Annotated in this window: 23 protein-coding genes; 8 read left to right on the forward strand and 15 right to left on the reverse strand. The window is 70.3% G+C overall.

The genetic code is table 11. The features are described 5' to 3' along the window. The first annotated feature begins 111 nt into the window (after positions 1–111). The 3 genes from OHT77_RS17220 to OHT77_RS17230 are packed head-to-tail and all read left to right on the forward strand — an operon-like array spanning position 112 to position 3,655. Complete coding sequence (locus OHT77_RS17220; protein WP_019058490.1) at positions 112–636, forward strand: PadR family transcriptional regulator; 525 nt, start codon at positions 112–114, stop codon at positions 634–636. Then, complete coding sequence (locus OHT77_RS17225) at positions 633–1,325, forward strand: ABC transporter ATP-binding protein (RefSeq protein ID WP_328829356.1); 693 nt, start codon at positions 633–635, stop codon at positions 1,323–1,325. Before OHT77_RS17220 ends, OHT77_RS17225 begins: the two co-directional genes overlap by 4 nt. Then, positions 1,322–3,655 carry an ABC transporter permease gene (locus OHT77_RS17230; protein ID WP_328829357.1) on the forward strand — a complete coding sequence of 778 codons (2,334 nt, stop codon included), beginning with the start codon at positions 1,322–1,324 and terminating at the stop codon, positions 3,653–3,655. The genes OHT77_RS17225 and OHT77_RS17230 overlap by 4 nt, the downstream gene beginning before the upstream one ends. Before the next feature lie 31 nt (positions 3,656–3,686). On the opposite strand, the gene OHT77_RS17235 is transcribed toward OHT77_RS17230, so the two are convergent. From OHT77_RS17235 to OHT77_RS17250, 4 genes are all read right to left on the reverse strand, one after another. Then, a complete protein-coding gene (locus OHT77_RS17235) occupies positions 3,687–4,115 on the reverse strand; it encodes a hypothetical protein (protein WP_266772045.1) in 429 nt (142 codons plus the stop codon). A 4-nt stretch (positions 4,116–4,119) separates the two neighbouring features. Next, complete coding sequence (locus tag OHT77_RS17240) at positions 4,120–4,479, reverse strand: roadblock/LC7 domain-containing protein (RefSeq protein ID WP_266776718.1); 360 nt, start codon at positions 4,477–4,479, stop codon at positions 4,120–4,122. A gap of 69 nt (positions 4,480–4,548) precedes the next feature. Further along, on the reverse strand, positions 4,549–5,457 hold the full coding sequence (locus tag OHT77_RS17245) for a MarR family transcriptional regulator (RefSeq protein ID WP_328829358.1): 909 nt from the start codon (positions 5,455–5,457) through the stop codon (positions 4,549–4,551). Positions 5,458–5,634: 177 nt separating this feature from the next. Beyond that, entirely contained in the window at positions 5,635–6,609 is a 975-nt protein-coding gene (locus OHT77_RS17250) for a LysR substrate-binding domain-containing protein (RefSeq protein WP_328829359.1), read from the reverse strand. Between the two features lie 135 nt (positions 6,610–6,744). Here OHT77_RS17250 and OHT77_RS17255 point away from each other — a divergent pair, with 135 nt between their 5' ends. Further along, positions 6,745–7,299, forward strand: a complete 555-nt coding sequence (locus tag OHT77_RS17255) for a peroxiredoxin (protein ID WP_328829360.1) — start codon at positions 6,745–6,747, stop codon at positions 7,297–7,299. A 6-nt stretch (positions 7,300–7,305) separates the two neighbouring features. Further along, positions 7,306–7,842 (forward strand): alkyl hydroperoxide reductase, encoded by a 537-nt coding sequence (locus OHT77_RS17260; RefSeq protein ID WP_033286581.1) that lies wholly within the window; start codon positions 7,306–7,308, stop codon positions 7,840–7,842. A gap of 162 nt (positions 7,843–8,004) precedes the next feature. Here OHT77_RS17260 and OHT77_RS17265 read toward each other — a convergent pair whose 3' ends face one another. Continuing rightward, positions 8,005–9,306, reverse strand: coding sequence for an AI-2E family transporter (locus OHT77_RS17265; RefSeq protein WP_328829361.1), 1,302 nt, complete (start codon positions 9,304–9,306; stop codon positions 8,005–8,007). Between the two features lie 183 nt (positions 9,307–9,489). Here OHT77_RS17265 and OHT77_RS17270 point away from each other — a divergent pair. Continuing rightward, positions 9,490–10,351 (forward strand): IS5 family transposase gene (locus OHT77_RS17270; RefSeq protein WP_443047871.1). Its coding sequence is split into 2 segments (ribosomal slippage): positions 9,490–9,855 and positions 9,857–10,351, totalling 861 coding nucleotides; the frame shifts between segments, so codons are not numbered across the junction. 9 nt (positions 10,352–10,360) lie between these two features. Here the strand turns inward: OHT77_RS17270 and OHT77_RS17275 are convergent. From OHT77_RS17275 to OHT77_RS17290, 4 genes are all read right to left on the reverse strand, one after another. Next, the gene (locus tag OHT77_RS17275; RefSeq protein WP_328829362.1) at positions 10,361–11,077 is read right to left on the reverse strand and encodes a lytic transglycosylase domain-containing protein; all 717 of its coding nucleotides are present in this window, start codon (positions 11,075–11,077) and stop codon (positions 10,361–10,363) included. A 381-nt stretch (positions 11,078–11,458) separates the two neighbouring features. After that, positions 11,459–12,784 carry a PhoH family protein gene (locus tag OHT77_RS17280; protein WP_328829364.1) on the reverse strand — a complete coding sequence of 442 codons (1,326 nt, stop codon included), beginning with the start codon at positions 12,782–12,784 and terminating at the stop codon, positions 11,459–11,461. Between the two features lie 360 nt (positions 12,785–13,144). Then, complete coding sequence (locus OHT77_RS17285) at positions 13,145–13,918, reverse strand: isoprenyl transferase (RefSeq protein WP_328829365.1); 774 nt, start codon at positions 13,916–13,918, stop codon at positions 13,145–13,147. Between the two features lie 727 nt (positions 13,919–14,645). After that, complete coding sequence (locus OHT77_RS17290) at positions 14,646–15,431, reverse strand: class I SAM-dependent methyltransferase (protein ID WP_328829366.1); 786 nt, start codon at positions 15,429–15,431, stop codon at positions 14,646–14,648. Between the two features lie 50 nt (positions 15,432–15,481). Between OHT77_RS17290 and OHT77_RS17295 the strand changes: the two genes are divergently transcribed. After that, on the forward strand, positions 15,482–16,042 hold the full coding sequence (locus OHT77_RS17295) for a DinB family protein (protein ID WP_328829367.1): 561 nt from the start codon (positions 15,482–15,484) through the stop codon (positions 16,040–16,042). A gap of 297 nt (positions 16,043–16,339) precedes the next feature. Here OHT77_RS17295 and OHT77_RS17300 read toward each other — a convergent pair whose 3' ends face one another. The 3 genes from OHT77_RS17300 to OHT77_RS17310 form a co-directional block, all read right to left on the reverse strand. Continuing rightward, entirely contained in the window at positions 16,340–17,212 is an 873-nt protein-coding gene (locus OHT77_RS17300) for an LLM class flavin-dependent oxidoreductase (protein ID WP_328829368.1), read from the reverse strand. A 40-nt stretch (positions 17,213–17,252) separates the two neighbouring features. Beyond that, complete coding sequence (locus tag OHT77_RS17305) at positions 17,253–17,840, reverse strand: dihydrofolate reductase family protein (protein WP_328829369.1); 588 nt, start codon at positions 17,838–17,840, stop codon at positions 17,253–17,255. 65 nt (positions 17,841–17,905) lie between these two features. Continuing rightward, positions 17,906–18,676, reverse strand: a complete 771-nt coding sequence (locus tag OHT77_RS17310) for an A24 family peptidase (RefSeq protein WP_328829371.1) — start codon at positions 18,674–18,676, stop codon at positions 17,906–17,908. 123 nt (positions 18,677–18,799) lie between these two features. Here OHT77_RS17310 and OHT77_RS17315 point away from each other — a divergent pair, with 123 nt between their 5' ends. Further along, positions 18,800–19,165 (forward strand): DUF192 domain-containing protein, encoded by a 366-nt coding sequence (locus OHT77_RS17315; protein ID WP_328829372.1) that lies wholly within the window; start codon positions 18,800–18,802, stop codon positions 19,163–19,165. A 6-nt stretch (positions 19,166–19,171) separates the two neighbouring features. Here the strand turns inward: OHT77_RS17315 and OHT77_RS17320 are convergent, their stop codons facing one another. The 3 genes from OHT77_RS17320 to OHT77_RS17330 all read right to left on the reverse strand — a co-directional run bounded on the left by OHT77_RS17320 (position 19,172) and on the right by OHT77_RS17330 (position 22,791). Further along, positions 19,172–19,687 carry a hypothetical protein gene (locus OHT77_RS17320; RefSeq protein WP_328829373.1) on the reverse strand — a complete coding sequence of 172 codons (516 nt, stop codon included), beginning with the start codon at positions 19,685–19,687 and terminating at the stop codon, positions 19,172–19,174. After that, positions 19,684–20,382 carry a hypothetical protein gene (locus OHT77_RS17325; RefSeq protein WP_328829374.1) on the reverse strand — a complete coding sequence of 233 codons (699 nt, stop codon included), beginning with the start codon at positions 20,380–20,382 and terminating at the stop codon, positions 19,684–19,686. The genes OHT77_RS17320 and OHT77_RS17325 overlap by 4 nt, the downstream gene beginning before the upstream one ends. Positions 20,383–20,490: 108 nt before the next feature. Further along, on the reverse strand, positions 20,491–22,791 hold the full coding sequence (locus OHT77_RS17330; protein WP_328829375.1) for a Tox-REase-5 domain-containing protein: 2,301 nt from the start codon (positions 22,789–22,791) through the stop codon (positions 20,491–20,493). Positions 22,792–22,897 lie beyond the last annotated feature (106 nt).

Here is a 22,897-nt window from a genome sequence, read left to right on the forward strand (position 1 = left end):
CCGTGACAATCGGGCTCCACCCGGGCCCCACCTGCGCGTTCGCACCCCCCGCCATGATCTACACACGGTGCGTATACACGGCAGGTATACCCCGTGTGTAGAGTGCTCGGCATGTCCATCGGTCACACCCTCCTGGGGCTCCTGGAGTCCGGCCCGCGCCACGGTTACGACCTGAAGCGGGCCTTCGACGAGAAGTTCGGTCACGACCGGCCGCTGCACTACGGCCAGGTCTACTCGACGATGTCCCGACTGCTGAAGAACGGCCTCGTCGAGGTCGACGGCATCGAGGCGGGCGGCGGTCCCGAGCGCAAGCGGTACGCCATCACCGACGCCGGGATCACCGACGTACAGCAGTGGCTCGCGACACCGGAGAAGCCCGAGCCGTATCTGCAGTCGGCCCTCTACACCAAGGTCGTCCTCGCGCTGCTGACCCACCGCAACGCGGCGGAGATCCTCGACGTGCAGCGCTCCGAGCATCTGCGCAGCATGCGCATCCTGACCGACCGCAAGCGCAAGGGCGATCTCGCGGACCAGCTGATCTGCGACCACGCCCTCTTCCATCTGGAGGCCGACCTGCGGTGGCTGGAGCTCACCGCCGCGCGCCTCGACAAGCTCGCCGAGGTGGTGGCCAAGTGACGACACATCCCGCCGGTTCCCTGCTCGCGGCCCATGAGCTGCGCAAGGCCTACGGCCCGACGACCGCGCTCGACGGCGCGGAGTTCTCCATCCACCCCGGCGAGGTCGTCGCCGTGATGGGGCCCTCCGGGTCGGGGAAGTCGACGCTCCTGCACTGTCTCGCCGGGATCGTGCCGCCCGACTCGGGCTCGATCACGTACAACGGGCAGGAGATGGCGACCATGAGCGACGCCCAGCGCAGTGCGCTGCGCCGCTCGGAGTTCGGGTTCGTGTTCCAGTTCGGGCAGTTGGTGCCGGAACTGACCTGCGTCGAGAACGTCGCGCTGCCGCTGCGGCTGAACGGCACCCACCGCAAGGAGGCCGAGCGGACCGCGCTCGCCTGGATGGAGCGGCTCGAGGTCGACGACCTCGCCAAGAAGCGGCCCGGTGAGGTCTCCGGCGGACAGGGGCAGCGCGTCGCCGTCGCCCGCTCGCTGGTCACCGGACCGCGGGTGCTGTTCGCCGACGAGCCGACCGGCGCGCTCGACTCGCTCAACGGCGAGCGCGTGATGGAGCTGCTGACCGAGGCGGCCCGGTCCACCAACGCGGCCGTCGTGCTGGTCACGCACGAGGCGCGGGTGGCCGCCTACTCGGACCGCGAGATCGTCGTACGGGACGGGAAGTCCCGGGACATGGAGCGCATCGTATGAACGCCCGTCAGTGGGGGGCCGATCTGGCCATGGGCGTGCGGTTCGCCTTCGGCGGCGGGCGTGAGGGCTGGATACGGGCGGTCCTGACGGCCGTCGGCGTCGGGCTCGGGGTGGCGCTGCTGCTGCTCACCACGGCCCTGCCGAACGCGCTGGCCAACCGCGACGAACGCGGCAGCGCCCGGCAGGACTTCACCTACAGCGGGAAGCTGCTGCCGAAGGCGGACGACACCCTCATCGTCGCCGACCGGGACACCACCTTCCACAACAAGGACGTCCGCGGCCGGCTGCTGCAGCCGGAGGGTTCCAAGGCGCCGCTGCCGCCGGGCATCGGGGCGTTCCCCGCGACCGGCGAGATGGTGGTCTCCCCCGCGCTCGACAAGCTCCTCACGTCCGACTCCGGGAAGCTGCTGCGCGAGCGGCTGCCGTACCGGGTCACCGGCACCATCGCGCAGACCGGGCTCATCGGACCCGCCGAACTCGCCTACTACGCGGGCGGGACGGGTCTTGAGCAGCACTTCTCCGGCGGCACGGTCGAGCGCATCAACTACTTCGGGCCCTCCCCCAACACCCGGCCGGACAAGCTGGACCCGATCCTGCTGCTGCTGATCGTGATGGTCTTCGTCGTCCTGCTGCTGCCGGTCGCCGTGTTCATCGCCGCGGCGGTGCGCTTCGGCGGCGAGCGCCGGGACCGGCGGCTCGCGGCGCTGCGGCTGGTCGGGGCGGACGGCCGGATGGCGCGCCGGATCGCGGGTGGCGAGGCGCTCGCGGGGGCGCTCCTCGGGCTCGTCTTCGGCACCGGGTTCTTCCTGGTGGGGCGGCAGTTGGCGACCCTGGTCGACGTGCGGGACATCAGCGTGTTCACCAGCGACCTCAACCCGTCGCCCGCGCTCGCCCTGCTGGTGGCCGTCGCCGTACCGGCCGCGGCCGTCCTGGTGACGCTGTTCGCGCTGCGCGGGGTCGTCATCGAACCGCTCGGTGTGGTCCGCAAGGCGAAGCCGCCGCGCCGCCGGCTGTGGTGGCGGCTGCTGATGCCGCTGATCGGCCTGGCGATGCTCTATCCGATGACCGGCAAGGGCAACACGAACGGCAACTTCAACCAGTGGCTGGTGATCGGCGGCACGGTGCTGCTGCTGGTCGGCGTCACCGCCCTGCTGCCCTGGGTCGTCGAGGCCGCCGTGATCCGGTTGAACTCCGGCTCGGTGTCCTGGCAACTCGCCGTCCGCAGGCTTCAGTTGAGCAGTGGTTCGGCCGCCCGGATGGTCAACGGCATCGCGGTCGCGGTGGCCGGGGCGATCGCCCTGCAGATGCTGTTCGCCGGCGTCCAGGGCGACTACACCAAGGAGACCGCCAACGATCTCAGCCGTGCCCAGATGGAGGCCAACGTCGCCGGTACGACCTCGCTGGCCGAGGTCGGCCGCCGGCTCACGGACACCAAGGGCGTGCGTGAAGCCTGGGCGATCTCGACGACCTCGGTCGGGAACCGGGCGCACAACCCGGACGACGAGCTGGAGGTGACCGTCGGCAGCTGCGCCGAACTGCGCGAGGTGGCCCGCCTGACGAGCTGCCGCAACGGCGATGTCTTCCGGATCGGGGGCGGCGAGTACGACGACCAGACGCGCCGCGTGACCAAGACGGGCAACACGGTCTACCTCAACCCCACGTACGCCGCCTCGCCGACCGAACCGACCCCGTGGAAGGTGCCGGCCGGAGTGAAGTCCGCGGCCCACCGCAAGGACCCGACCGGGTACGCGCGCGACGGGCTGCTGTTCACCTCGGGGGCGCTGCCCGCGCAGGCGGCGAAGGGGCTGACCCAGAGGGCGTACGTCTCACTGGACCCGTCGGTGCCGGACGCGACCGAGTACGTACGGAACACCGTGGCACGGATGGATCCGCTGGCGAACGTGTTCTCGCTGGGGGCCAGCGAGCAGTCCCGGCAGTTCCGCTCGATCCGTACCGGGCTGTTCGTCGGCGCGGGCTGTGTGCTGCTGCTCATCGGGGCGAGTCTGCTGGTGTCGCAGCTGGAGCAGTTGCGTGAGCGCAAGAAGCTGCTGTCGTCGCTGGTCGCCTTCGGCACCCGGCGGCGCACGCTGAGCCTGTCGGTGCTGTGGCAGACGGCGATCCCGGTCGCCCTGGGCCTGGTGCTGGCCACGGCGGTGGGGCTGACGCTGGGCGCGGTGCTGCTGAAGATGAGCGCCGCGAAGATCCGCATCGACTGGTCGAGCGTGCTGGCGATGTCCGGCATCGGGGCGGGGGTCGTCCTGGTGGTGACCCTGCTGAGCCTGCCGCCGCTGCTGCGGATGATGCGACCGGACGGGCTGCGCACGGAGTAGGAGTCCGTCCGCAGCCGCCCGCCCGCCTTCGTCAGAGTCCGTACTCCTTCACCACGCGCCGGACCTGGGCGAAGAGCATGCCCACGTTGACCGACTTGCGGCAGACCACCACGGCGACGACGTCCTGTTGCTCGGTCATCCGCACGAACAGATGGGTGAGGTTCTCGCTGTTGACGAGGATCTCCTGGAAGAAGTGGTGGTCACTGGTGATCCCGCGACGCTCCTTGAAGACGTCCTCGATCATCACGACCGTCCGGCCCTGGAACAGGTCGAGGGTCGCACCCGCCAGCAGGTCGAGGACCTCTGGCGGGTGGTTGTCGATGGTCTCGTACGACAGCAGCATGCCGGTCGCCATGTCGACCACGCCCGAGGCCACGCAGTCGGGGGCATCGGTCCTGAGGGTTTTGACCAGGCCCATCACCTGGTCGGAGAATCCTGGGGTCATACGTTTCGTCGCCATCCCTTCACACTCCTTCTGACGCCTTCTCGGCGAGGATCGACTCGATGCGGTCGAGCGTCGGCCGGGCCGCGAGATGCAGCCGGTCCACGTCCATCCCCTCGTCGCCGAGCACCACCATCAGCGCGGTGTCGCCGACGGCGTAGGTCACGGCGCAGCCGTGACTGCCGTACGTCACCATCTGGCGCAGCGTGCCGCGGTCGGTGGCCTCGGCGGTGCGCCGGGCCAGACCCAGGCCGGCCGCCGCCAGTGCGGCGAGGGCCTCCGGGTCGATCGAGGCGGCGGTGTCGGCCGCGATGAGCAGTCCGTCGGCCGCCGTGAGCGCGGTGTCGGTGATACCGGTCACCTTTTCCCGCAGTTCGCGCATTTCCAAAGCCAGGGCTTTGTGATCCACTTACTCAACTCCCCTGAAACTGATCGCATGTGTCCATCGGGGTCATCTGGAGGTTCCGTTCCGCATGCGGAAGAACCCTTTCCAACCCGCCCCGCTCTTCTCGGGGACGAGAGATTCGGTGATACCGCTGGCGCCCGGATTACGGCGGGGCAGTTCGGCGGGCGCGGTGAACTGCGCGGGCGGGAGCGCCGGTTGCTCGCGGCGGCGCACCACGGGCGCGTCGGGCGGGAGCAGGACCGGGATCGGCACGGGGGTGTCCGCGCACTCCAGCAGTCCCTCGGCGAGCATCCGCGCGACCTCGGCGGTGACCGGGTAGACCCCGCGCCCGGCACGGAACGCGAGATCGCGGGCGGTCCTGCGGCCGTCGACGTGGGCGAGCAACTCCCGTTGCAGCAGCCCGAGTCCGGCCTCGTCGAGCGGGCATGCCGGGGCCCGCGGGCGCTCCCGGTCGGGTCGTACGGGATACGGCAGCGCGGCGAGCGCGGTGAGTTTCCGGGCCGCGTCCTGGAGCAGCCGGACCGGCGGCTCACCCAGCGCGACCGGGGCCAACGGCCTTATGTCCGGGGCGCGTTGACAGTCCTCGACGTCTCCGGAGGCGACCGCGAAGGCCGCGTCGTGCAGGGCGAGCACGCACACGATCCGCAACTGGGCTGCGCCCGCGTACCCGTGGGCGACGAGCCCCTCAAGCGGCCAGCGCTTGCCGCCCGACTCCCGTACCAGTTCGGCCCATTGGTCCCCGCCGATCCGTCCGGAGCGCAGCAGCAGCGCCTCCGGTCCGGGAGCGCCCGGACTCTCCACGGCGATGACGAGCCCGCCGCGCAGATGGAAGGTGCCGCCGGGTCTGCCGGCCACCCGCAGTCCCCCGGTGAACTCCTCGCGTCCGCAGTCCGCGAGAGCCCGCGCGAGCAGGTCGTGACCGACCCGGCCGAGGGAATCCCGAATGCCCGACATCACTCCCCTAGGCTTTTCGTACACGCAACTGACGTGTAGCGCTGAGGGGTGAAGGTTTATCAGTCCGGGCGCATATTCAGGACGGGTTCTTCCTACCTGCCTGCGGGTGACGGAAGTTGAGAATTCCCGCCGTTCGACGTCCTTTGTACGACGCCCATTTGACCGAACGGGGCCGGGTCAGCGGGTGGCCGGTGCGGTCCGGTCGCCGCCCAACACCCTTACCGGCAACGGCCGCAGCGCCTCGCGGAGGGCGGCGGCCAGCTCCTGGTACTCGGCGCGACGGGCCGCGCCGGTGCGCATCGCGAGGGCGATCCGGCGGGTCGGGGCGGGCTCGCTGAAGTAGCCGGTGAGGAGCTGGTCGCTGCGGGTGGTCTCGACGCGCACGGCGGTGCGCGGCAGCAGGGTGACCCCGAGCCCGCCGGCCACCAGCTGCACCAGCGTGGACAGCCCGGCCGCGGTCGTGGTCACCGGGGCGTCCGCTCGCCCCGCCTCCCGACAGATGTCGAGCGCCTGGTCGCGCAGGCAGTGCCCCTCGTCGAGCAGCAGCAGGTTCAGCTCGCGCAGTGCCTCGCGCGGGATGCCGGAGCGCCCGCCGAGGGGATGACCGAGGGGCGTGACGAGCACGAAGTCCTCGTCGAACAGCGGGAGTTCGACCACCCCGGGCACCCCGAGCGGCACGGCGAGCAGCAGCAGGTCGAGCCGTCCGGTGGTCAGCCCCTCCAGCAGGTTCGCGGTCTGCTCCTCGTGCACCTGGAGGTCGAGGTCCGGGTACCGGTCGTGCACCAGCCGCAGCACGGTCGGCAGCAGATACGGCGCGACGGTCGGGATGACCCCGAGCCGCAGCGCCCCGGTGAACGGCGCCCGCACCGCCTCCGCCTCCTCCAGCAGCGCCACGACCTCGTCGAGCACCGCCTTCGCCCGTACGGCGAGCCGCTCACCGGCGGGCGAGAGCAGCACCTTGCGGGTGGTGCGCTCCAGGAGGGTGACGCCGAGGGTCTCCTCCAGCGCGGCGACGGCACCGGAGAGGGCGGGCTGGCTCATGCCGATCGCGGCGGCCGCGTCCCGGAAGTGGAGGTGCTCGGCGACCGCGGAGAAGGCGCGCAGTTGCGCGAGGCTGGGCTGGCGCCTCTTGCTCGTATTACTAACGGTCACTGATAACCGCCTCCGATCAACACGACCAAGTGTAGCTATTTCCACAATCAATGCACGTTGTGCCAGGATCGGGGCCGACCAACCCACGAGAAGCACCCATTCCGCTTGGGTGTTTCTCCGCTGCAAGGAGTGCGTGTGCTCACTGTCGGTGACAAGTTCCCGTCGTTCGATCTGACCGCCTGTGTCTCGCTGGAGAAGGGCGAGGAGTTCCAGCAGATCGACCACAAGACCTACGAGGGCAAGTGGAAGATCGTCTTCGCGTGGCCCAAGGACTTCACCTTCGTGTGCCCCACCGAGATCGCCGCCTTCGGGAAGCTGAACGACGAGTTCGCCGACCGTGACGCCCAGGTGCTCGGCTTCTCCGGCGACTCCGAGTTCGTCCACCACGCCTGGCGCAAGGACCACGACGACCTGCGCGACCTGCCGTTCCCGATGCTCGCCGACTCCAAGCACGAGCTGATGCGCGAGCTCGGCATCGAGGGCGAGGACGGCTTCGCCAAGCGCGCGGTGTTCATCGTGGACCAGAACAACGAGATCCAGTTCTCCATGGTGACCGCGGGCTCCGTCGGCCGTAACCCGAAGGAGGTCCTCCGGGTCCTCGACGCGCTCCAGACGGACGAGCTCTGCCCGTGCAACTGGACCAAGGGCGACGACACCCTGGACGCGGGCGCGCTGCTCGCCGGGGAGTGACCTGAGATGTCACTGGACACCCTGAAGTCCGCCATACCGGACTACGCCAAGGACCTGAAGCTCAACCTCGGTTCGGTCATCGGCAACTCCGACCTGCCGGCACAGCAGCTGTGGGGCACGGTCCTCGCCACGGCGATCGCCTCGCGTTCTCCTCTGGTGCTGCGGGAGTTGGCGCCCGAGGCGAAGGCCAACCTCTCGCCGGAGGCGTACGGCGCGGCCAAGTCAGCCGCCGCGATCATGGCGATGAACAACGTCTTCTACCGGACGCGGCATCTCCTGTCCGACCACGAGTACGGCACGCTCCGCGCCGGCCTGCGCATGAACGTCATCGGCAACCCCGGGGTCGACAAGGTCGACTTCGAGCTGTGGTCGTTCGCCGTGTCCGCGATCAACGGGTGCGGGATGTGTCTCGACTCGCACGAACAGGTGTTGCGCAAGGCGGGTGTCGAGCGCGAGGTGATCCAGGAGGCGTTCAAGATCGCGGCGGTTGTGGAGGCGGTCGGGGTGACGCTGGAGGCGGAGGCGGTTCTCGCCGCCGAGTGACTTCGGCTGACCGTCGTGTGCTTGCTGGGGGCTCCGCCCCCAGACCCCCGGGCCTTTGCCCGCCCACCACCCGTTTACGGGCGCTTTCAGGTTCACCTTGAAACGCCAGTAACGGGTGGGTGGGCGGGAAATGGGGGTCTGGGGGCGGAGCCCCCAGGGGTGCTACGGGGCCTCGTCGTCCGGCGTCGAGGACAGCGCCGTCGCTCCCCGCGGCTTCGGGGACTGGGGCGGCACCGGTTCCTGGGAGTACGACTTGAGGTAGCCGACGACCGTGTTCAGTACCGCCACCAACGGCACCGCCACCACCGCTCCGCCGATCCCCGCGACCATCCCACCCGCGGCGACCGAGAGGACCACCGCGAGCGGGTGGACCCGGACCGCGCGGCCCAGGATGAAGGGCTGGAGGATGTGGCCCTCGATCTGCTGCACCGCGAGGACCACCGCGAGCGTCATCAGCGCGGTGAACACGCCCTGGGTGACCAGCGCGACGACCACCGCCAGCGCGCCGGAGGCCACCGCGCCGACCAGCGGGATGAACGAGAACAGGAAGATGAACACGGCCAGCGGCACGGCCATCGGAACGCCGAGGAAATAGATGCCGATGCCGATGCAGACGGCGTCGATGAGGGCGACTATCACCGTGCCGCGGACGTAGGCCGTGAGCGTGCGCCAGGCGCGCGGGCCCGCGCCCGCCATCGCCGGCCGGGCCGCCGCGGGCACCAGCTTCAGCGACCACTGCCAGATGCGCGGGCCGTCGTAGAGAAGGAAGAGGGTCGAGAAGACCGTCAACAGGATGCCGGTCAGGGCTTCCACGATGACCTGGACGCCCTCCAGGCCCGCCGAGGTGATCTGGTCGGTGTTGGCGCCGATGGCCTCGCGGAGGTTCTTCGCGATCTGGTTGATCTGCTTCTCGGTGACGTGGAACGGGCCCTTGAGCAGCCAGTTGCGCAGGTCGTCGACGCCGTTCTGGACCTGGTCCGAGAGGTTGTCGATGTTGGCCATGACCTGCCAGGTCACGAACCAGCCGATGAGCCCCATCACGACGAAGCCGAGGATCGCGGTGAGCGCCGTGGCGACGCCGCGCGGGAAGCCGTAGCGGATCAGGCGGGCGACCGTCGGCTGGAGCAGGGCCGTGATGAGGAGGGCCGCCACGAAGGCCAGGACGACCAGTTGGACCGCGCTGATGACCCGCATCAGGACCCAGACCGTGCCGGCCAGGATCAGCAGCCGCCAGCCGGCCTCGGCGGCGACGCGCACGCCCCACGGCACGGCGAGCGAGGGGTCCGGGCGGTCGCGGGCGATGGTGACCGGGACGGGCTCCCGGGGCTCGGGGTGTTCGGCGGGCGGTGCGGGCGCGGCCTCGGCGTGTTCCTTCGCCACCTCGGCACGGCGCTCGTCCAACCGCTCCCCCATCTCGCTCAGTCCGGCACCGACCTTGCCGAGCCATCCTGGTACTCGCGACATGATGCGTCCTCTTCCCCCGTCTTGCCCCACTACTCCCCCCTGGAGTCGCTGCGAGTCCGACCGTACAGGGCGAAGGCCCCTCCCCCTATGACGGGGAGGGGCCTCGTGAGGTTGAGCGGCCCGGAACGGGCGTACGACCTAGGGTCCGTCTTCAAAGATCATTGAGTGGTGGATCATGGTCGGGTGATACGCCGCCATGAACTCACCGACCTGGAGTGGGAGTTACTTGCTCCGCTCATACCGCGTGCCGCGACGGGACGACCGCGCGTGCCAGACCGGCAGGTCATCAACGGGATGGTCTACAAGATCCGGACCGGGGTCTCCTGGCGTGACCTGCCGGAACGCTACGGGCCGTGGCAGACGGTCTACACCCGCTTTCGCCGCTACGCGTTGGACGGCGTGTTCACCCGGGCACTCCAGCAGATCCAGGCCGACGCGGACGCTGTCGGCGACATCGACTGGCTCGTCCAGATCGACTCCACCATCGTCCGCGCCCACCAACACTCGGCCGCCACCGGCCGAAAAGGGGATCAGCCGGCCGGACGAACCGGACGATCACGCCCTCGGCCGATCCCGAGGCGGACTGACCACCAAAATCCACCTCGCCTGCGACGGCCGCGGCAGGCCCCTGGCCGTCCTGCTGACACCCGGACAACGCCACGACAGCACCTGCGCGCGTCCCCTCCTGGAACGCATTCGCGTCCCGCGTATGGGACTGGGCCGACCCCGTTGCAGACCCGACCAGGTCGTCGCCGACAAGGCTTACAGCTCTCGTGGTTTCCGCGCCTACCTGCGCAAACGCGGAATTGCATGCACCATCCCGGAAAAGACCGACCAGAAGCGTCACCGCCACAATCGCGGCTACCGAGGAGGCCGGCCACCCGCTTTCGACCGCCAGCTCTACCGTCGGCGCAACGTCGTCGAGCGCTGCTTCAACCAGCTCAAGGGCTTCCGCGGCATCGCCACCAGATACGACAAGACCGCCACCTCCTACGAAGCAGCGGTCAATCTCGCGTCATTCCTACTCTGGGCAAGATCCGTTTGAAGACGGACCCTAGTACCAGCTGTTCGCCTGCCAGAAGGACCAGGCCTCGCACGGGCTGCCGTAGCGGCTGTCCATGTAGTTGAGGCCCCACTTGATCTGGGTGGCCGGGTTCGTCTGCCAGTCCGAACCGACCGAGGACATCTTGGAACCGGGCAGGGCCTGGAAGAGGCCGTATGCACCGGAAGAGGCGTTGACCGCGCGGTAGTTCCAGCTGGACTCGTGGTCCACGATGTTGCTGAAGCACTGGAACTGGCCGCTGGGCACCATGGAGGCGGCCATCGACTGGATCTGGGCGACCGTGTAGGAGCTCTGCACGGGGAAGCTCGACGAGGAGCTGCTTGCCTTGGCGGACGCGGCCTTCGCCTCGGCCTTCTCCTTGGCTTCCTTCTCCGCCTTCTCGGCAGCCGCCTTCTTGGCGACGGCGGTCTTGGCGGCGGCCAGGCGGGCCGACTCCTCGGCGTCCTTCTTGGCGCTGGCGTCGGCCTGGATCGCCTGGGCGTCGGCCTGCTGCGTCAAGGAGGCGGTCTGTACCTGGGCCTGCTGGCCCGTGGGGATGTCCGCCAGGAGCGTGGTGTCGGCTGCCGTCGTCTCGGCGTCATTGTTCTGCGCCTGTGCGACGCTGCCCGAGGCAACGCCTACGACGCTTCCGACGGCGGTGACCGCGGTGGCCGAAGCCACTGCGAATCCCCGGACCGAAATCCGGCTCACACGGTGTCCTTCCAGCATCGTCCGCTTCGGTGACCCTGGCGGACGCAATCGTGCCCCTGAACGCTGGCCTCCCAACTACGGGGTCACGGGAGGCACGGGCCCGGTGGGCAACTCCCGCTCGGGGAGCGCCGCGTGGAGAGCGGGCGGCATACGACTTCGCTGTGGAGTTGGCTGTGATGCTCAAGTGGTGCGTACCGCTGGGGATACACGTGTGTCGTATGCGGGGCCTGACAGGAATGAGACTCTGCCGTAACCGGACGCCGAGTGGCAATTCTGAGTTGCGTGTGAAAGCTCACATCCCGTTTGGCCCACGGGATTTCGAGAAACAGCGGGACGCGGAAGCGCCGCCCCGCTAAGCTCATCGGCTTTACGGAGCGGCGCCAACTGGCCTGTACTACCTCAGATTTGGCCGTCCTCCAGCATTTCGGTCACAAGCGCCGCGATCTGGGACCTCTCGGACCTCGTGAGGGTCACATGCGCGAAGAGCGGATGACCCTTCAGCTTCTCCACCACGGCGACGACACCGTCGTAGCGGCCGACCCTCAGGTTGTCCCGCTGGGCCACGTCGTGGGTGAGGACCACCCGCGAGTTGGCGCCGATCCGGGACAGCACGGTCAGCAGGACGTTCCGCTCCAGGGACTGCGCCTCGTCCACGATCACGAACGCGTCGTGCAGCGAGCGTCCGCGGATGTGGGTGAGCGGCAGGACCTCGAGCATCCCGCGGGCGGTGACCTCCTCGATGACCTCGCGGCTGGTGACCGCGGACAGCGTGTCGAAGACCGCCTGGGCCCAGGGGCCCATCTTGTCGGCCTCGGAGCCGGGCAGATAGCCCAACTCCTGTCCGCCCACCGCGTACAGCGGCCGGAAGACCATCACCTTCTTGTGCTGGCGGCGCTCCAGGACCGCCTCGAGACCCGCGCAGAGCGCGAGCGCGGACTTGCCGGTGCCGGCCCGGCCGCCCATGGACAGGATCCCGATGTCCGGGTCGAGCAGCAGATCCAGCGCGATGCGCTGTTCCGCGCTGCGGCCCTTGATGCCGAACGCCTCCCGGTCGCCGCGCACGAGGCGGACGTTGCCGTCGGCCGTGACCCGGCCGAGCGCCTTGCCGCGCTCGGACTGGATCGTCAGACCGGTGTGGACGGGGAAGTCGGCGGCCTCCGGGACGAAGACGCGGCCTTCCTCGAAGAGGATGTCCACCTGTTCGCCGGGCAGGGTCAGTTCGGACATTCCGGTCCAGCCGGAGGAGCCCGTGATGGCGAGTTCCGCGCGGTACTCCTCGGCGAGGAGTCCGACGGACGACGCCTTGATCCTGAGCGGAAGGTCCTTCGACACGACGGTGACGTCGTACCCCTCGGCCTGCAGGTTGCGGGCGACCGCGAGGATGCGGGAGTCGTTGTCCCCCAGGCGGTAGCCGCTGGGCAGCACGCTGGGGTCCGAGTGGTTGAGCTCGACCCTGACGGTGCCGCCGAGTTCCCCGATCGGGATGGGGGCGTCGAGGCGACCGTGCCGGACCCGGAACTCGTCCAGCAGGCGCAGGGCCTGGCGGGCGAAGTAGCCGAGTTCGGGATGGTGCCGCTTGGCCTCCAGCTCTGTGACCACGACGATCGGCAGCACGACTTCGTGCTCGTCGAAGCGGTTCAGTGCGTTCGGGTCGGCCAGCAGAACGCTGGTGTCGAGAACATAGGTGCGCCGGTCAGGCATACGGCGCTTTGTGCTGGTCACCACGGAAGGACGTACCCCCTCGGAAGAGGTCGGGGAGCGACGGAGAGGAGCTGGACCGGTCCGGACCGCAGTGCGCGGGCCGAGAACCGGCCCTCCGTCTCGTCCGTACTGACCGCACGGTCGGGCTGGTGCAAAGGGCCTCCCGGGCGGACGGCCCCGTGCCGTCCGCTGAGATACGACACCCGTGGTTCGGGCGTCGACCTGCTTGGCTTATGCCCTCGAACATGCGCCGCCATGCCACGGCGTACGACGGCGCCCTGGTGAACTCCTTGTTACTTCCGCCCCAGCGGGGGTGGTCGGGCGGCTCCGCCCGGCCCCCGCCGCCCGCCGTCCCAGGCCGTTCCCGGCCGTTGAGTTCCGGCGTTATCCGCCGTAGCGGCGGTGGCGCGCCGCGTAGTCGCGCATGGCGCGCAGGAAGTCGACCTTGCGGAAGGCCGGCCAGAAGACCTCACAGAAGTAGTACTCGGAGTGGGCCGTCTGCCACAGCATGAATCCGGACAGCCGCTGTTCTCCGCTGGTCCTGATCACCAGATCGGGGTCGGGCTGGGCGCCCGTGTAGAGGTGCTTGCCGATGAGGTCGACGTCCACGTGCTCGGCGAGCTCCTCCATGGAGGTGCCCTTGTCGGCGGCGTCCAGGATCATCGAGCGGACCGCGTCCGCGATCTCCTGGCGGCCGCCGTAGCCGATGGCGACGTTGACGAGTATCCCGTCGACGTGCGCCGTGGACTCCTGGGCCTCCTTGAGGACGGACTGCATCCCGGACGGCAGCAGGTCGAGGGTGCCGACGTGGTGGACGCGCCAGCGGCCGTCGGCGGCGAGGGAGGAGACGACGTTCTCGATGATGCCGAGCAACGGGCCGAGCTCTTCCTGGGGGCGGTCGAAGTTGTCCGTCGACAGCAGCCACAGGGTGACGACCTCGACGTCCGTCTCGCTGCACCAGCCGAGGAACTCCTCGATCTTCTCGGCGCCCGCCCGGTGTCCCATGACGGTGGTCGAGCCGGCCGCCTTCGCCCAGCGCCGGTTGCCGTCCATGATGACGCCGACGTGCTTGGGCACCTGCTCGTGATCGAGATGGCCTTCCACCCTGCGTGCGTAGAACCTGACCAGCAGGCGGCGCAGGGTGTCGCGCAGGTTCACGTGTTGTCAGCCCCTCCGTGGATGGCAGTCCCCGGCTGCGAAGCCTACCCCCGCCGGGAGGCCGATTCCCCAAGTGGTGTCTGGGCTCATCCCGGTTCGGCACGAAGGTCGGACCCCAGCGGGACCCCACTGGGACCCGAGCCGGACTTGAGCGGGGGGCGAGTGGGACGCGAGCGGGGGGCGAGTGGGACTCGAGGCATCCTCTGGTTCGTCCCCGGTTCGTCCTCGGCGGGCGCGGGGGTCCGCCGCCGCAGGGCACAAAAAAACGGGCCGGTCCGTGGGGGGGATACGGACCGGCCCGAGGGGGGGTTTCCACCATAACCCTTTGTAAGTGATGCTGCGTGCATCGGCGTGCCACAACTACTCTCCGAAACCGTCCGACGACGCGTCAGGGGGTGGGGGAGCCCTGATTCCGGCCCTGATCATGGCCGGTTCACAGCGGATTCCCAGGAGATCGTGGAGGTTTTCCGTCGACCCCCGGCGTGTCGCTCTCAGGGGTGACGCCGTCAGCGAACGTCCGCTTGACGGGGCAGGGCACCGCGCGGCCCCCTCCACCGCGCGGTGCCGACCGCGCAGCTTTGCTCACGCGAATTACCTTGGTCTGAACTTACGCGAGAGGGCGGGTCGGAAGCGAGTCGATCTCGATAACGATGTGGAAAACCCGTGCACGTATCGGGGACGTCCCGTGAGGCCCTTTCGGGCGGTCGGACAGGCGGCTCGCGGATGGTCAGGAGAGTGGCTTCCGGGCGTCGAAGAGGTGGCGGGTGCTGTGCGCCACGAACGGTCCCTCGGCCTCGATCTGCTCGTGCAGGGCGCGGAGTTGGGGCTCGTACGCCTCGACAGTGAAGTCCGGCACCATCCAGATCACCTTGCGGAGGAAGTGGACGACGGCGGCGATGTCGTAGAACTCCATGCGCAACCGCTCGGCCCGCAGGCCGACGACCTCCAGGCCCGCGGCCTCGGCGCCGGCCCGCTCGCCCTCCGGGTCACGGGCGCCGCTCACTGCCTCCGGCTGCGGGCCGACGAAGTGCTCGACGAGTTCGAAGGCGCTGCGGGGGCCGACGTGCTGGGCGAAGTACGTGCCGCCGGGGCGCAGGACGCGGGCGATCTCCGTCCAGTGGGCGCGGACCGGGTGGCGGCTCAGGACCAGGTCGAACGCGGCGTCGGCGAACGGCAGCGGGGCGTCCTCGGCCGCGGCGACCACCACGACACCGCGCGAGCGGAGCAGCTCGGTGGCCTTCGCGACGTTCGGCGGCCAGCCCTCGGTGGCGGCGACCAGCATCGGGGGCTGTGCGGCGGCCCGGCTCAGCGCGAAGTCGAAGACCTCACCGCCCCCGGTCTGCACGTCCAGCGCGGTGGTCGCGCGGGAGAGGCGGTCGCCGGCGGAGCGCGCGTACCCCCACGAGGGGCGCGCCTCGGTGGCCCGGCCCTCGAACCAGGAGAAGTCCCAGCCCTCGGTGGGGACGGCGACGCCTTCCGCTACGAGGTCCTCGAAGCTCCTGCTGTTGTCCATGGGGCGATGGTCGCAGGGTGGTGTCGGTGGGCGCTGCTAATTTTCGAAGCATGACCGACGACGGAGATACGGCTGCGGATACGGCTGCGGATACGGCTGCGGATACGGCTGCGGATACGGCTGCTCCCTTCCACGGCGACGAGAAGGCGACGCTGCACGCGAGTCTGGACCGGGTGCGGGACGCGGTGCTGTGGAAGCTGGACGGCCTGGACGAGGAACAGGCCAGACGCCCGATGACCCCCTCGGGCACGAGTCTGCTCGGGCTGGTGAAGCATCTGGCATCGGTGGAGTACGGCTATTTCGTGGAGAGTTACGGCCGCGAGGTGGAGCCCCTCTGGTTCGACGCCTACCAGGACGAGGACATGCGGGCGGCGCCGGACGAGACGACGGAGCGGATCGTCGCCTTCTACGGCCGTGCGCGCGCCGCCGCGGACCGCACGATCGTGGAACTCCCGCTGGACGCGGTCGGCCGGCCGCCGTGGCGCAAGCACTCCGTTTCGCTGCGGTGGGTGCTGGTCCATTTGATCGAGGAGACGGCTCGGCATGCCGGGCACATGGACATCGTGCGGGAGTTGATCGATGGGGCGGCGGGGGATCACCGGCCGGGGTAGCGGACTGCGGCGGCGGGGTGTCGTGGTTGGCGGGTCGGCGTGGTCGATAAGGCTGCGGGCCGGTGGGGGCTGGTCGCGCAGTTCCCCGCGCCCCTAGGGGGTGGATGTCGGGGGGCCAGTGCGCCCTAGGGGGTGGACGTCAGGGGACCAGTGCCCCCTGGGGGTGGAGGTCAGGGGACCAGCGCGCCCCAGGAGGTGGACGTCAGGGGACCAGTGCCCCCTGGGGGTGGACGTCAGGGGACCAGCGCGCCCCAGGGGTGGACGTCAGGGGACGAGTGCCACCCCTGGGGGTGGAGGTCAAGGGACCAGTGCCCTGACCTCCTCTGCTGTGAAGCGTACGAAGGCCTCCGGGTCGGGTTCGTTGCCTGTGGGCTGGAGGACGACCGTGTCGGCGCCGGCTTCCGCGAGGCGCTGGACGGCCTTCGCCACGGTGGGCGCGTCGCCGGCGACTCCCAGGTCGGGGACCGATTCGACGCCCTCGTCGGCGAGTTCGGCGCGGAGGCGGGCCGTGGCGTCGGGGCCGGTGGCGGTGAGGAGGTAGACGACGAGCTTGTGCGGGTCGGTGCGGCCGGCCGACTCGCGTCCCTCGTCGATGAGTCGGCGGGCCCGGCGGACGCCGTCGGGTGGGGTGCTCGCGGTGAGGATCGTACCGTCGGCCGCCGCGCCGGAGAGGCGGAGGGTGCGCGGGCCGCCGGCGCCGGCGAGGATCTCGACGGGTCCGGTCGGCGGCCAGTCGAGGGCGACGTCGTCGAGCGTGACGTAGCGGCCCTCGGTCGTGAGGCGTTCGCCGCGCAACAGGGCGCGCAGGGCGTCGAGATGCTCGCGCAGCAGGGTCACCGGGGACTCGACGCGGGCGCCTACCTGCCCCATCCAGTCCTGTACGCCGTGTCCGACGCCGACGATCGCGCGGCCGGGGAAGAGGCGGTCCAGGGTGGCGACTTCCATCGCGGTGATGGCGACGTTCCGCAGGGGAACCGGCAACAGGCCCACACCGACGCGGACTTGCTCGCTCCAGGCGAGCGCGGCGGCGGCCGCCGAGATCCCGCCCTCGCGGAAGCAGTCCTCCCACAGCCAGAGCTCCTCCAGCCCCGACGCGTCGGCGAGGCGGACCACCTCCCGGAGCCGCTCGGGAGGGAGTTGGGGACGGAACACAGCGCCGAGTCCGGTCATGGATTCTTCCTACCTGGTCAGAGCGGCACGGACAACAGCTTTACGCCTGGCCGGTGTTGGCGTCGGCGCGCTCGTAGCGCAGCAGGACGACGCCGTTGCCGAAGGTGTGGCTCTCGGTGAGGCGGAGCGGGGTGCGGGTGTCGGAGACGGGGAACATGGGCGTGCCCCGGCCGAGGACGATCGGGTGGATGTACACCTTGATCTCGTCGACGAGGCCGAGCCGCAGGAAGGTCGCGGCGAGGTCGGCACCGCCGAGGCCCAGGTCGCCGCCGGGCTGTTCCTTGAGGGCCTGCACCTCCTCGGGGACGACCTCGGAGACGACGGTCGTGTTCCACTCGGCGGGACCGCTGGGCAGCGTCCGCGAGTACACCGTCTTCGGCATCTCCCGCCAGATGCGCGCGAACTCGGCGATGACGGCGGGGGCTTCGGGGTCCTCGTCGGCGTGCGGCCAGTAGTCGGCCATCAGTTCATGGGTGACGCGGCCGTCGAGGAAGGCACCCATGTTCTTGAGGGTGTCGTTCATGTGCTGGTGGAGTTCCTCGTCGACCGTGTGCCACTCGATGTCGTGGCCGGGGCCCTCCATGTACCCGTCGAGGGAGACGGACATCATCAGGCTGATCTTCCGCATGGCTGCACCACCTCTTCGTAGTCGCCCGCCGGGTACCGGACCCGGGCGCCGGGTCCACCACCGTCTCACGCCACCGCGAACGCCCCCAGCACCACACCGGTGAACGCTCCGCCGAGCATGAACGGCCCCAGCGGAATCGCCGTCTTACGGCCCGCCCGGCGCAGGGCGACCATGCCGAGGCCGTAGACCGCGCCGTAGAGGATGCCCGCGAAGGCGCCCGTGACGAGCACCGCCCAGCCGTACCAGCCGAGGGCCGCGCCGAGGCCGAGGGCGAGTTTCACGTCGCCGAAGCCCATGCCGGCCGGGTTGATGAGGTACAGCACCTCGTAACCGGCCCCGAGGGCGAGCGCGCCGAACAGCGCCGTGAGCCAGGAACCGGCGTCGGCGGGGAGCGCGGTCGCGATGCCGAGGAGGGCGAGGGTGGCGGCGGCGAGCGGGAGGGTGAGGACGTCGGGGAGCCGGTGGACCCGGAGGTCGACCAGCGCGAGCAGGACGGCGGCGGGGGCGGCGAGCAGCCAGACGACGAGTTCGGGGCGGGGGCCGGTGGCGGCGGCGAGGGCCGCGCAGACGAGGGCGGTGACGGTGGAGACGACGGCGGTGCGGGGGCCGTAGGGGCCGCAGGCGGTGGAGGCCGTCCGGCCGCCTCCCTGTGCGCCGGTGGTGCAGCGGGCCCGGCCCAGCCAGCCGTCGAAGCGGCCGGTGATCGGGTGGCCGTCGGGGCACTCGGCCTTCCATGGTTCCTCGGGCTCCACGGAGAGGCGGTACGCGGCGCGGGGCAGCGCGAGGCCCGACCACGCGCCCCACAGGGCACCCAGGACGATCAGAATCAGGCGCACCCGGGGACGATATCGAGGGAGCGGTGGGCGGGACATGGGTCCGTGGGCCCATGTGAGGCCTACTGCCCTGTGGATACGGTCAGTCGGCACCGGTATCGGAGCAGTGCGGGAAGGTGACCTGACATGGGACGACGCTGGAACGACGGGCGCGGCAAGCTGATCGTGCGGGGGGCCGCGGGGGCGGTCGCCGTCCCGCTGGAGGTGGCCACCTCCTACCGGGCGCGTACGAAGGGGCTGCTGGGCCGGGACGGGATCGACGGCGCGATGCTGCTCTCCCCGGCGAGCAGTGTGCACACGTTCCGGATGCGGTTCCCGATCGACGTGGCCTACCTGGACCGGGATTTGCGGGTCGTCGCCGTCCACACCATGAAACCGGGACGGTTGGGACTGCCGCGCTTCCGGTCCCGGCATGTGCTGGAGGCGGACGCGGGGGTCATGGCGGGGTGGGGGCTGGGAGTCGGGGCGCAGGTGGAGGTCGAGACGGAGTAGCCGGGGTCAGCCGTCTTCGCGGAGCTCGGTGATCGGCCGGTCGGAGACGACGGCGCAGAGGATCATGGGGGCGTCGCCGTCGGACTGGCTCAGGGAGACGGCCAGTTGGCGGGTGGGGGTGTCCGGGCGGCCGGTCGGCACCGGTCCCCAGACCGCGAGGTCGCCCAACAGGTCCTCGTCGCACAGGGCTTGGAAGAGCGCGGGCATCGGATCTCCCGCGATCTTGCGGAACAGCGGTACGTGCATGGCGACTTGGCGGTGCGGTCCGTAGCGGGTGTCCAACTCGCTCACGACGTCGAACAGTTGGGCTTCCGCCGCCTCTTCCGCCGCGTTGCGCTCGGGTGCGTAGACGCCGGTGAGCGGTCTGCCCACCCACAGCGGGGCGATCACGAAGCCCTCGCCGCGGGTTCGGGTCCACTCCCCCGTGACCGGGTCGCCCTCGCTCTCGGTCGGTCCGGCCGCCGGGACGGGCCCGGCGAGCAGCGCGTCGAGGTCCGGGAGTTCCCGGCCGGGTGCGGTCACAGCGTGGCCCGGACCATGGGGCGCGGCAGGGGCCGCAGCGCTCCGGCGTCCCGCAGCCGTTCGTAGGCGTGCACCACGGTGTCCACGTCGCCCTCCGCCGCGATGTCGAGGACAACGCCCGCGCCGGGGACGGCTGTTCGGGGTGCGGTCAGGTCGTCCGGCACCAACTCGGCGCGGCCCGGGGAGAGATAGCCGACGCGGCCCACGCAGGGTTCGCCGACGCCGTACTCCGCGTCGTCCTCCAGCGCGTCCAGGATGTCGTCGTCGGTCACGTCGCCGAAGTCGGGGTGCCAGAACTCGGCGACGGCGGCGAGGAGTTGGGTGCCGGGCAGCTCGGTGCCCTCGGGTGAGCGGATGCCGATCACCAGTGACTGGAGCAGGAACTCGGAGTCGCCCCCGGCCAGTCCGCTCACCTCGACCGTCCAGTCCGGCGCGCCCGTGGCGGTGAGCCGGAGAGCGGTGCCGGTCCCCTTCGACCAGTCGTCGGCGGCCTGCGCCTCCTGGAGGGCGGTGCGCAGGCCGCCCTCCTCGGACGCCACCAGGGAGCCGGGCGGGGAGACCGCGGTCCATTCCGCGGGCAGCGCGGCCTGCGGAAGGAGCCGGGTGAGCTGGTCGAGCGTCGCCTTCCAGCGGCCGGCCAGCTCCTCGGCCGATTCCTCCCTGGGGCCCCAGAAGCCCCTCACCAGACGTCGCATGTCCTTCTCCGCCTCCGTCGTAGTCCCTTGATCACGCGTGCGTGTGCGGGTGTCGCAACCGGTCCGGCCGCGGCATCGGCGCCCCGGCGCGCCGTCACCCTAGTCGAGCTAGCCGAACGCTCCCGGCTTCCGCGTTCCGCCGACCGGCTTCTGCTTCTCGTAGACGACCTTGATGTCGAGGCCCTCGTCGCGGAACGCCTTCCTGGCCGCCTTTGCCACATCGGGGTTGGAGAAGTGCCATTCGACGGCCTTGCCGCCCGCCGCCGCCACCTGCCGGCGTGCCTCGGCGGCGAACTCGGCCTTCGCGGACGGGGTCAGATCGCCCTTGCTGGACTTGGAGAGGTAGCCCTCGTAGCCGTTCTTGGCCTCCAGATACGTCTGCCGGCCCGCGTCCCAGCCGTCGAACTCGACGTCGGGCACGCCCTTCTTGGGGTACGGGACCACGTACTCCTCGCCGCGGACCGTGCCGGTGACCTGCTCCTGGTAGCGGAGCCAGGACTCGTTCTTCCAGTTGGGCGCGGGGTTGCGGTCCCGGCTCGCCCAGTAGCCGTCGCTGTTGTCGGCGGAGCCGAGGGCGTGGTCCTTCAGGTCGGCGGCCCAGTCCGGCGGGTTGTAGTTGCGCGGGTCCGAGGTGTCGCCGTGCTTGGGCTCGGGGTACTCCTTCTTGGCCGCCGCGGCCTTCGCCGCGCGTCCCGGCTCCTCCGCGCGCTTTTTGGCGAGGTAGGCCTCCCGCTCCTGCTTGCGGGCCTCCTCGGCCTCCTTCTTGGCGTCCTCGTCGCAGCCGTCCTCGGCCAGCAGGACGTACGGGGAGGAGGCGCCGGCGGCCAGGACCGTGGTGCCTGTTCCGGTGCCGCCGAGGACGGAACCGCCGCCGCCACCGCCGTCGTACGGGATCCTGCGCGCCGGGGCGCCGATGGTGCAGCCGGACTCGCGGGCCTTCTTCTCGGCCTCGTCCGCCGCGTCGTCGGCCTCCTTCGCGGCCTTCTCCGCGCCCTCGACATCGCCTGCCTTGGCCGCCTTCTTGGCGTCCTCGGCCGCCTTGGTGGCTTCCTCCGCGAGCTTGCCGAGCTTCCCCAGCTTGCCGATCTTGCCGAGGTCGCCGAGTTTCTCCGCGACCTTGGCGCCGTCGTAGCCCGGGATGAAGAGGGAGCCGACGTTCCAGAGGACGTGGGAGACGGCGCGGGTCTTGTCGCCGTTGTTCCAGTCCTTGGCGACGTCGTCGCCGATGAACACGTCGTAGAGGACCGTTCCGCCGGTCTTCACGGAGGCACCGGTCCAGTCCCAGAGGGCGCCGCCGTAGTCGCCGTCGGACCACTTCTTGCCGGCGTCCTTGGAGTTCTCCGACCAGGCGTGCCCGAGCTGCTTTCCGTAGTCGCCGATGCCCTTCACGGTGTCTATCGGGTGGCGGACCATGTCGTAGATACCGGTGACGTCGCCCCAGACACCGTCGACGGCGAGACCCTGGCCGACCTGTTTGACCTGGTCGCCGGCACAGCCGAAGAAGGCCCCGAAGCCGGAGAAGCAGCCGTCGTCCTTCTTGTCCTTGTCGTCGGTGGGGGCGGGCTTCTGGTCGTCGGTGGGGGTTGTGGTGCCGGGGTCGGTGGAGCCGTTGCCGCCGGTGGTCCCGCCGTTGGTGCTTCCGCCGTTCGTGGTCCCGCCGTTGGTGGTCCCGCCGTTCGTAGTCCCGCCGTTGGTGGTCCCGCCGTTCGTGGTCCCGCCGGTGCCGCCACCGCTCCCGTTGTCGGCGTTCACGTCCGTGTCGCTGCCGTCGCTGCCGGCCGGGCCCGGGCAGGCCATGCCGGTGACCTTGCAGACCTCCGACTGGATGCCGGTGAAGATCTGGGTGCCGAGGCCGGTGACGAGCAGTGCGGTGATGATGGCGGCGACGATCGCGATGAACCCGGCGTACTCGACCGACGTCTGCCCCTCGTCCCGGCGCCAACGGATCAGCCGGGCAAGGGAGAAGGGGCGGCGCTCCACACGGTCCAGCTCGGCGAGCGCGAACCACTGACGGCTTTCGGGGCGGGTCAGGAAGAACAGGATGAGGATCGGGAGGAGCAGCTGCAGGCCCCCGCGCGAGGAGCCGGAGGTGAGGTTGACGACACCGCCGAGGATCAACCAGCCCTGTACGGCGGCCAGTCCGCGCCGGACGCGGACGCCGCCCTCCCAACTGCGCCGGGCCAGCCACCAGCCGAGGACGCCCGGCGCGGCGGCGTAGGCGACGAGGGCGATGACCTGACCGTCCAGGGCGTCGTACGCCGCGGCCGTCATCAGCAGGCCGAACCCGCCGACGACGGTGACCGCGAAGAGCAGGTGCACGAGCACCAGGGCGGCGGACAGCGACGCCGGCATCTCCCGACGCCCGCCCAACTCGCCCTGCCCGCCCGGCACTCCTCCGATCGAGGCCATGCTGTCTCCCCCGTCCCCCACCATCACTCACGACGCCACGAACAGCGCCCCCGAGCTACCAGAGGTTAGGGACGGGACAGCCACCCGAGATGGGCCCGGGGACCCA

The sequence above is a fragment of the Streptomyces sp. NBC_00252 genome, from assembly GCF_036187565.1.
Taxonomy (GTDB): Bacteria; Actinomycetota; Actinomycetes; order Streptomycetales; family Streptomycetaceae; genus Streptomyces.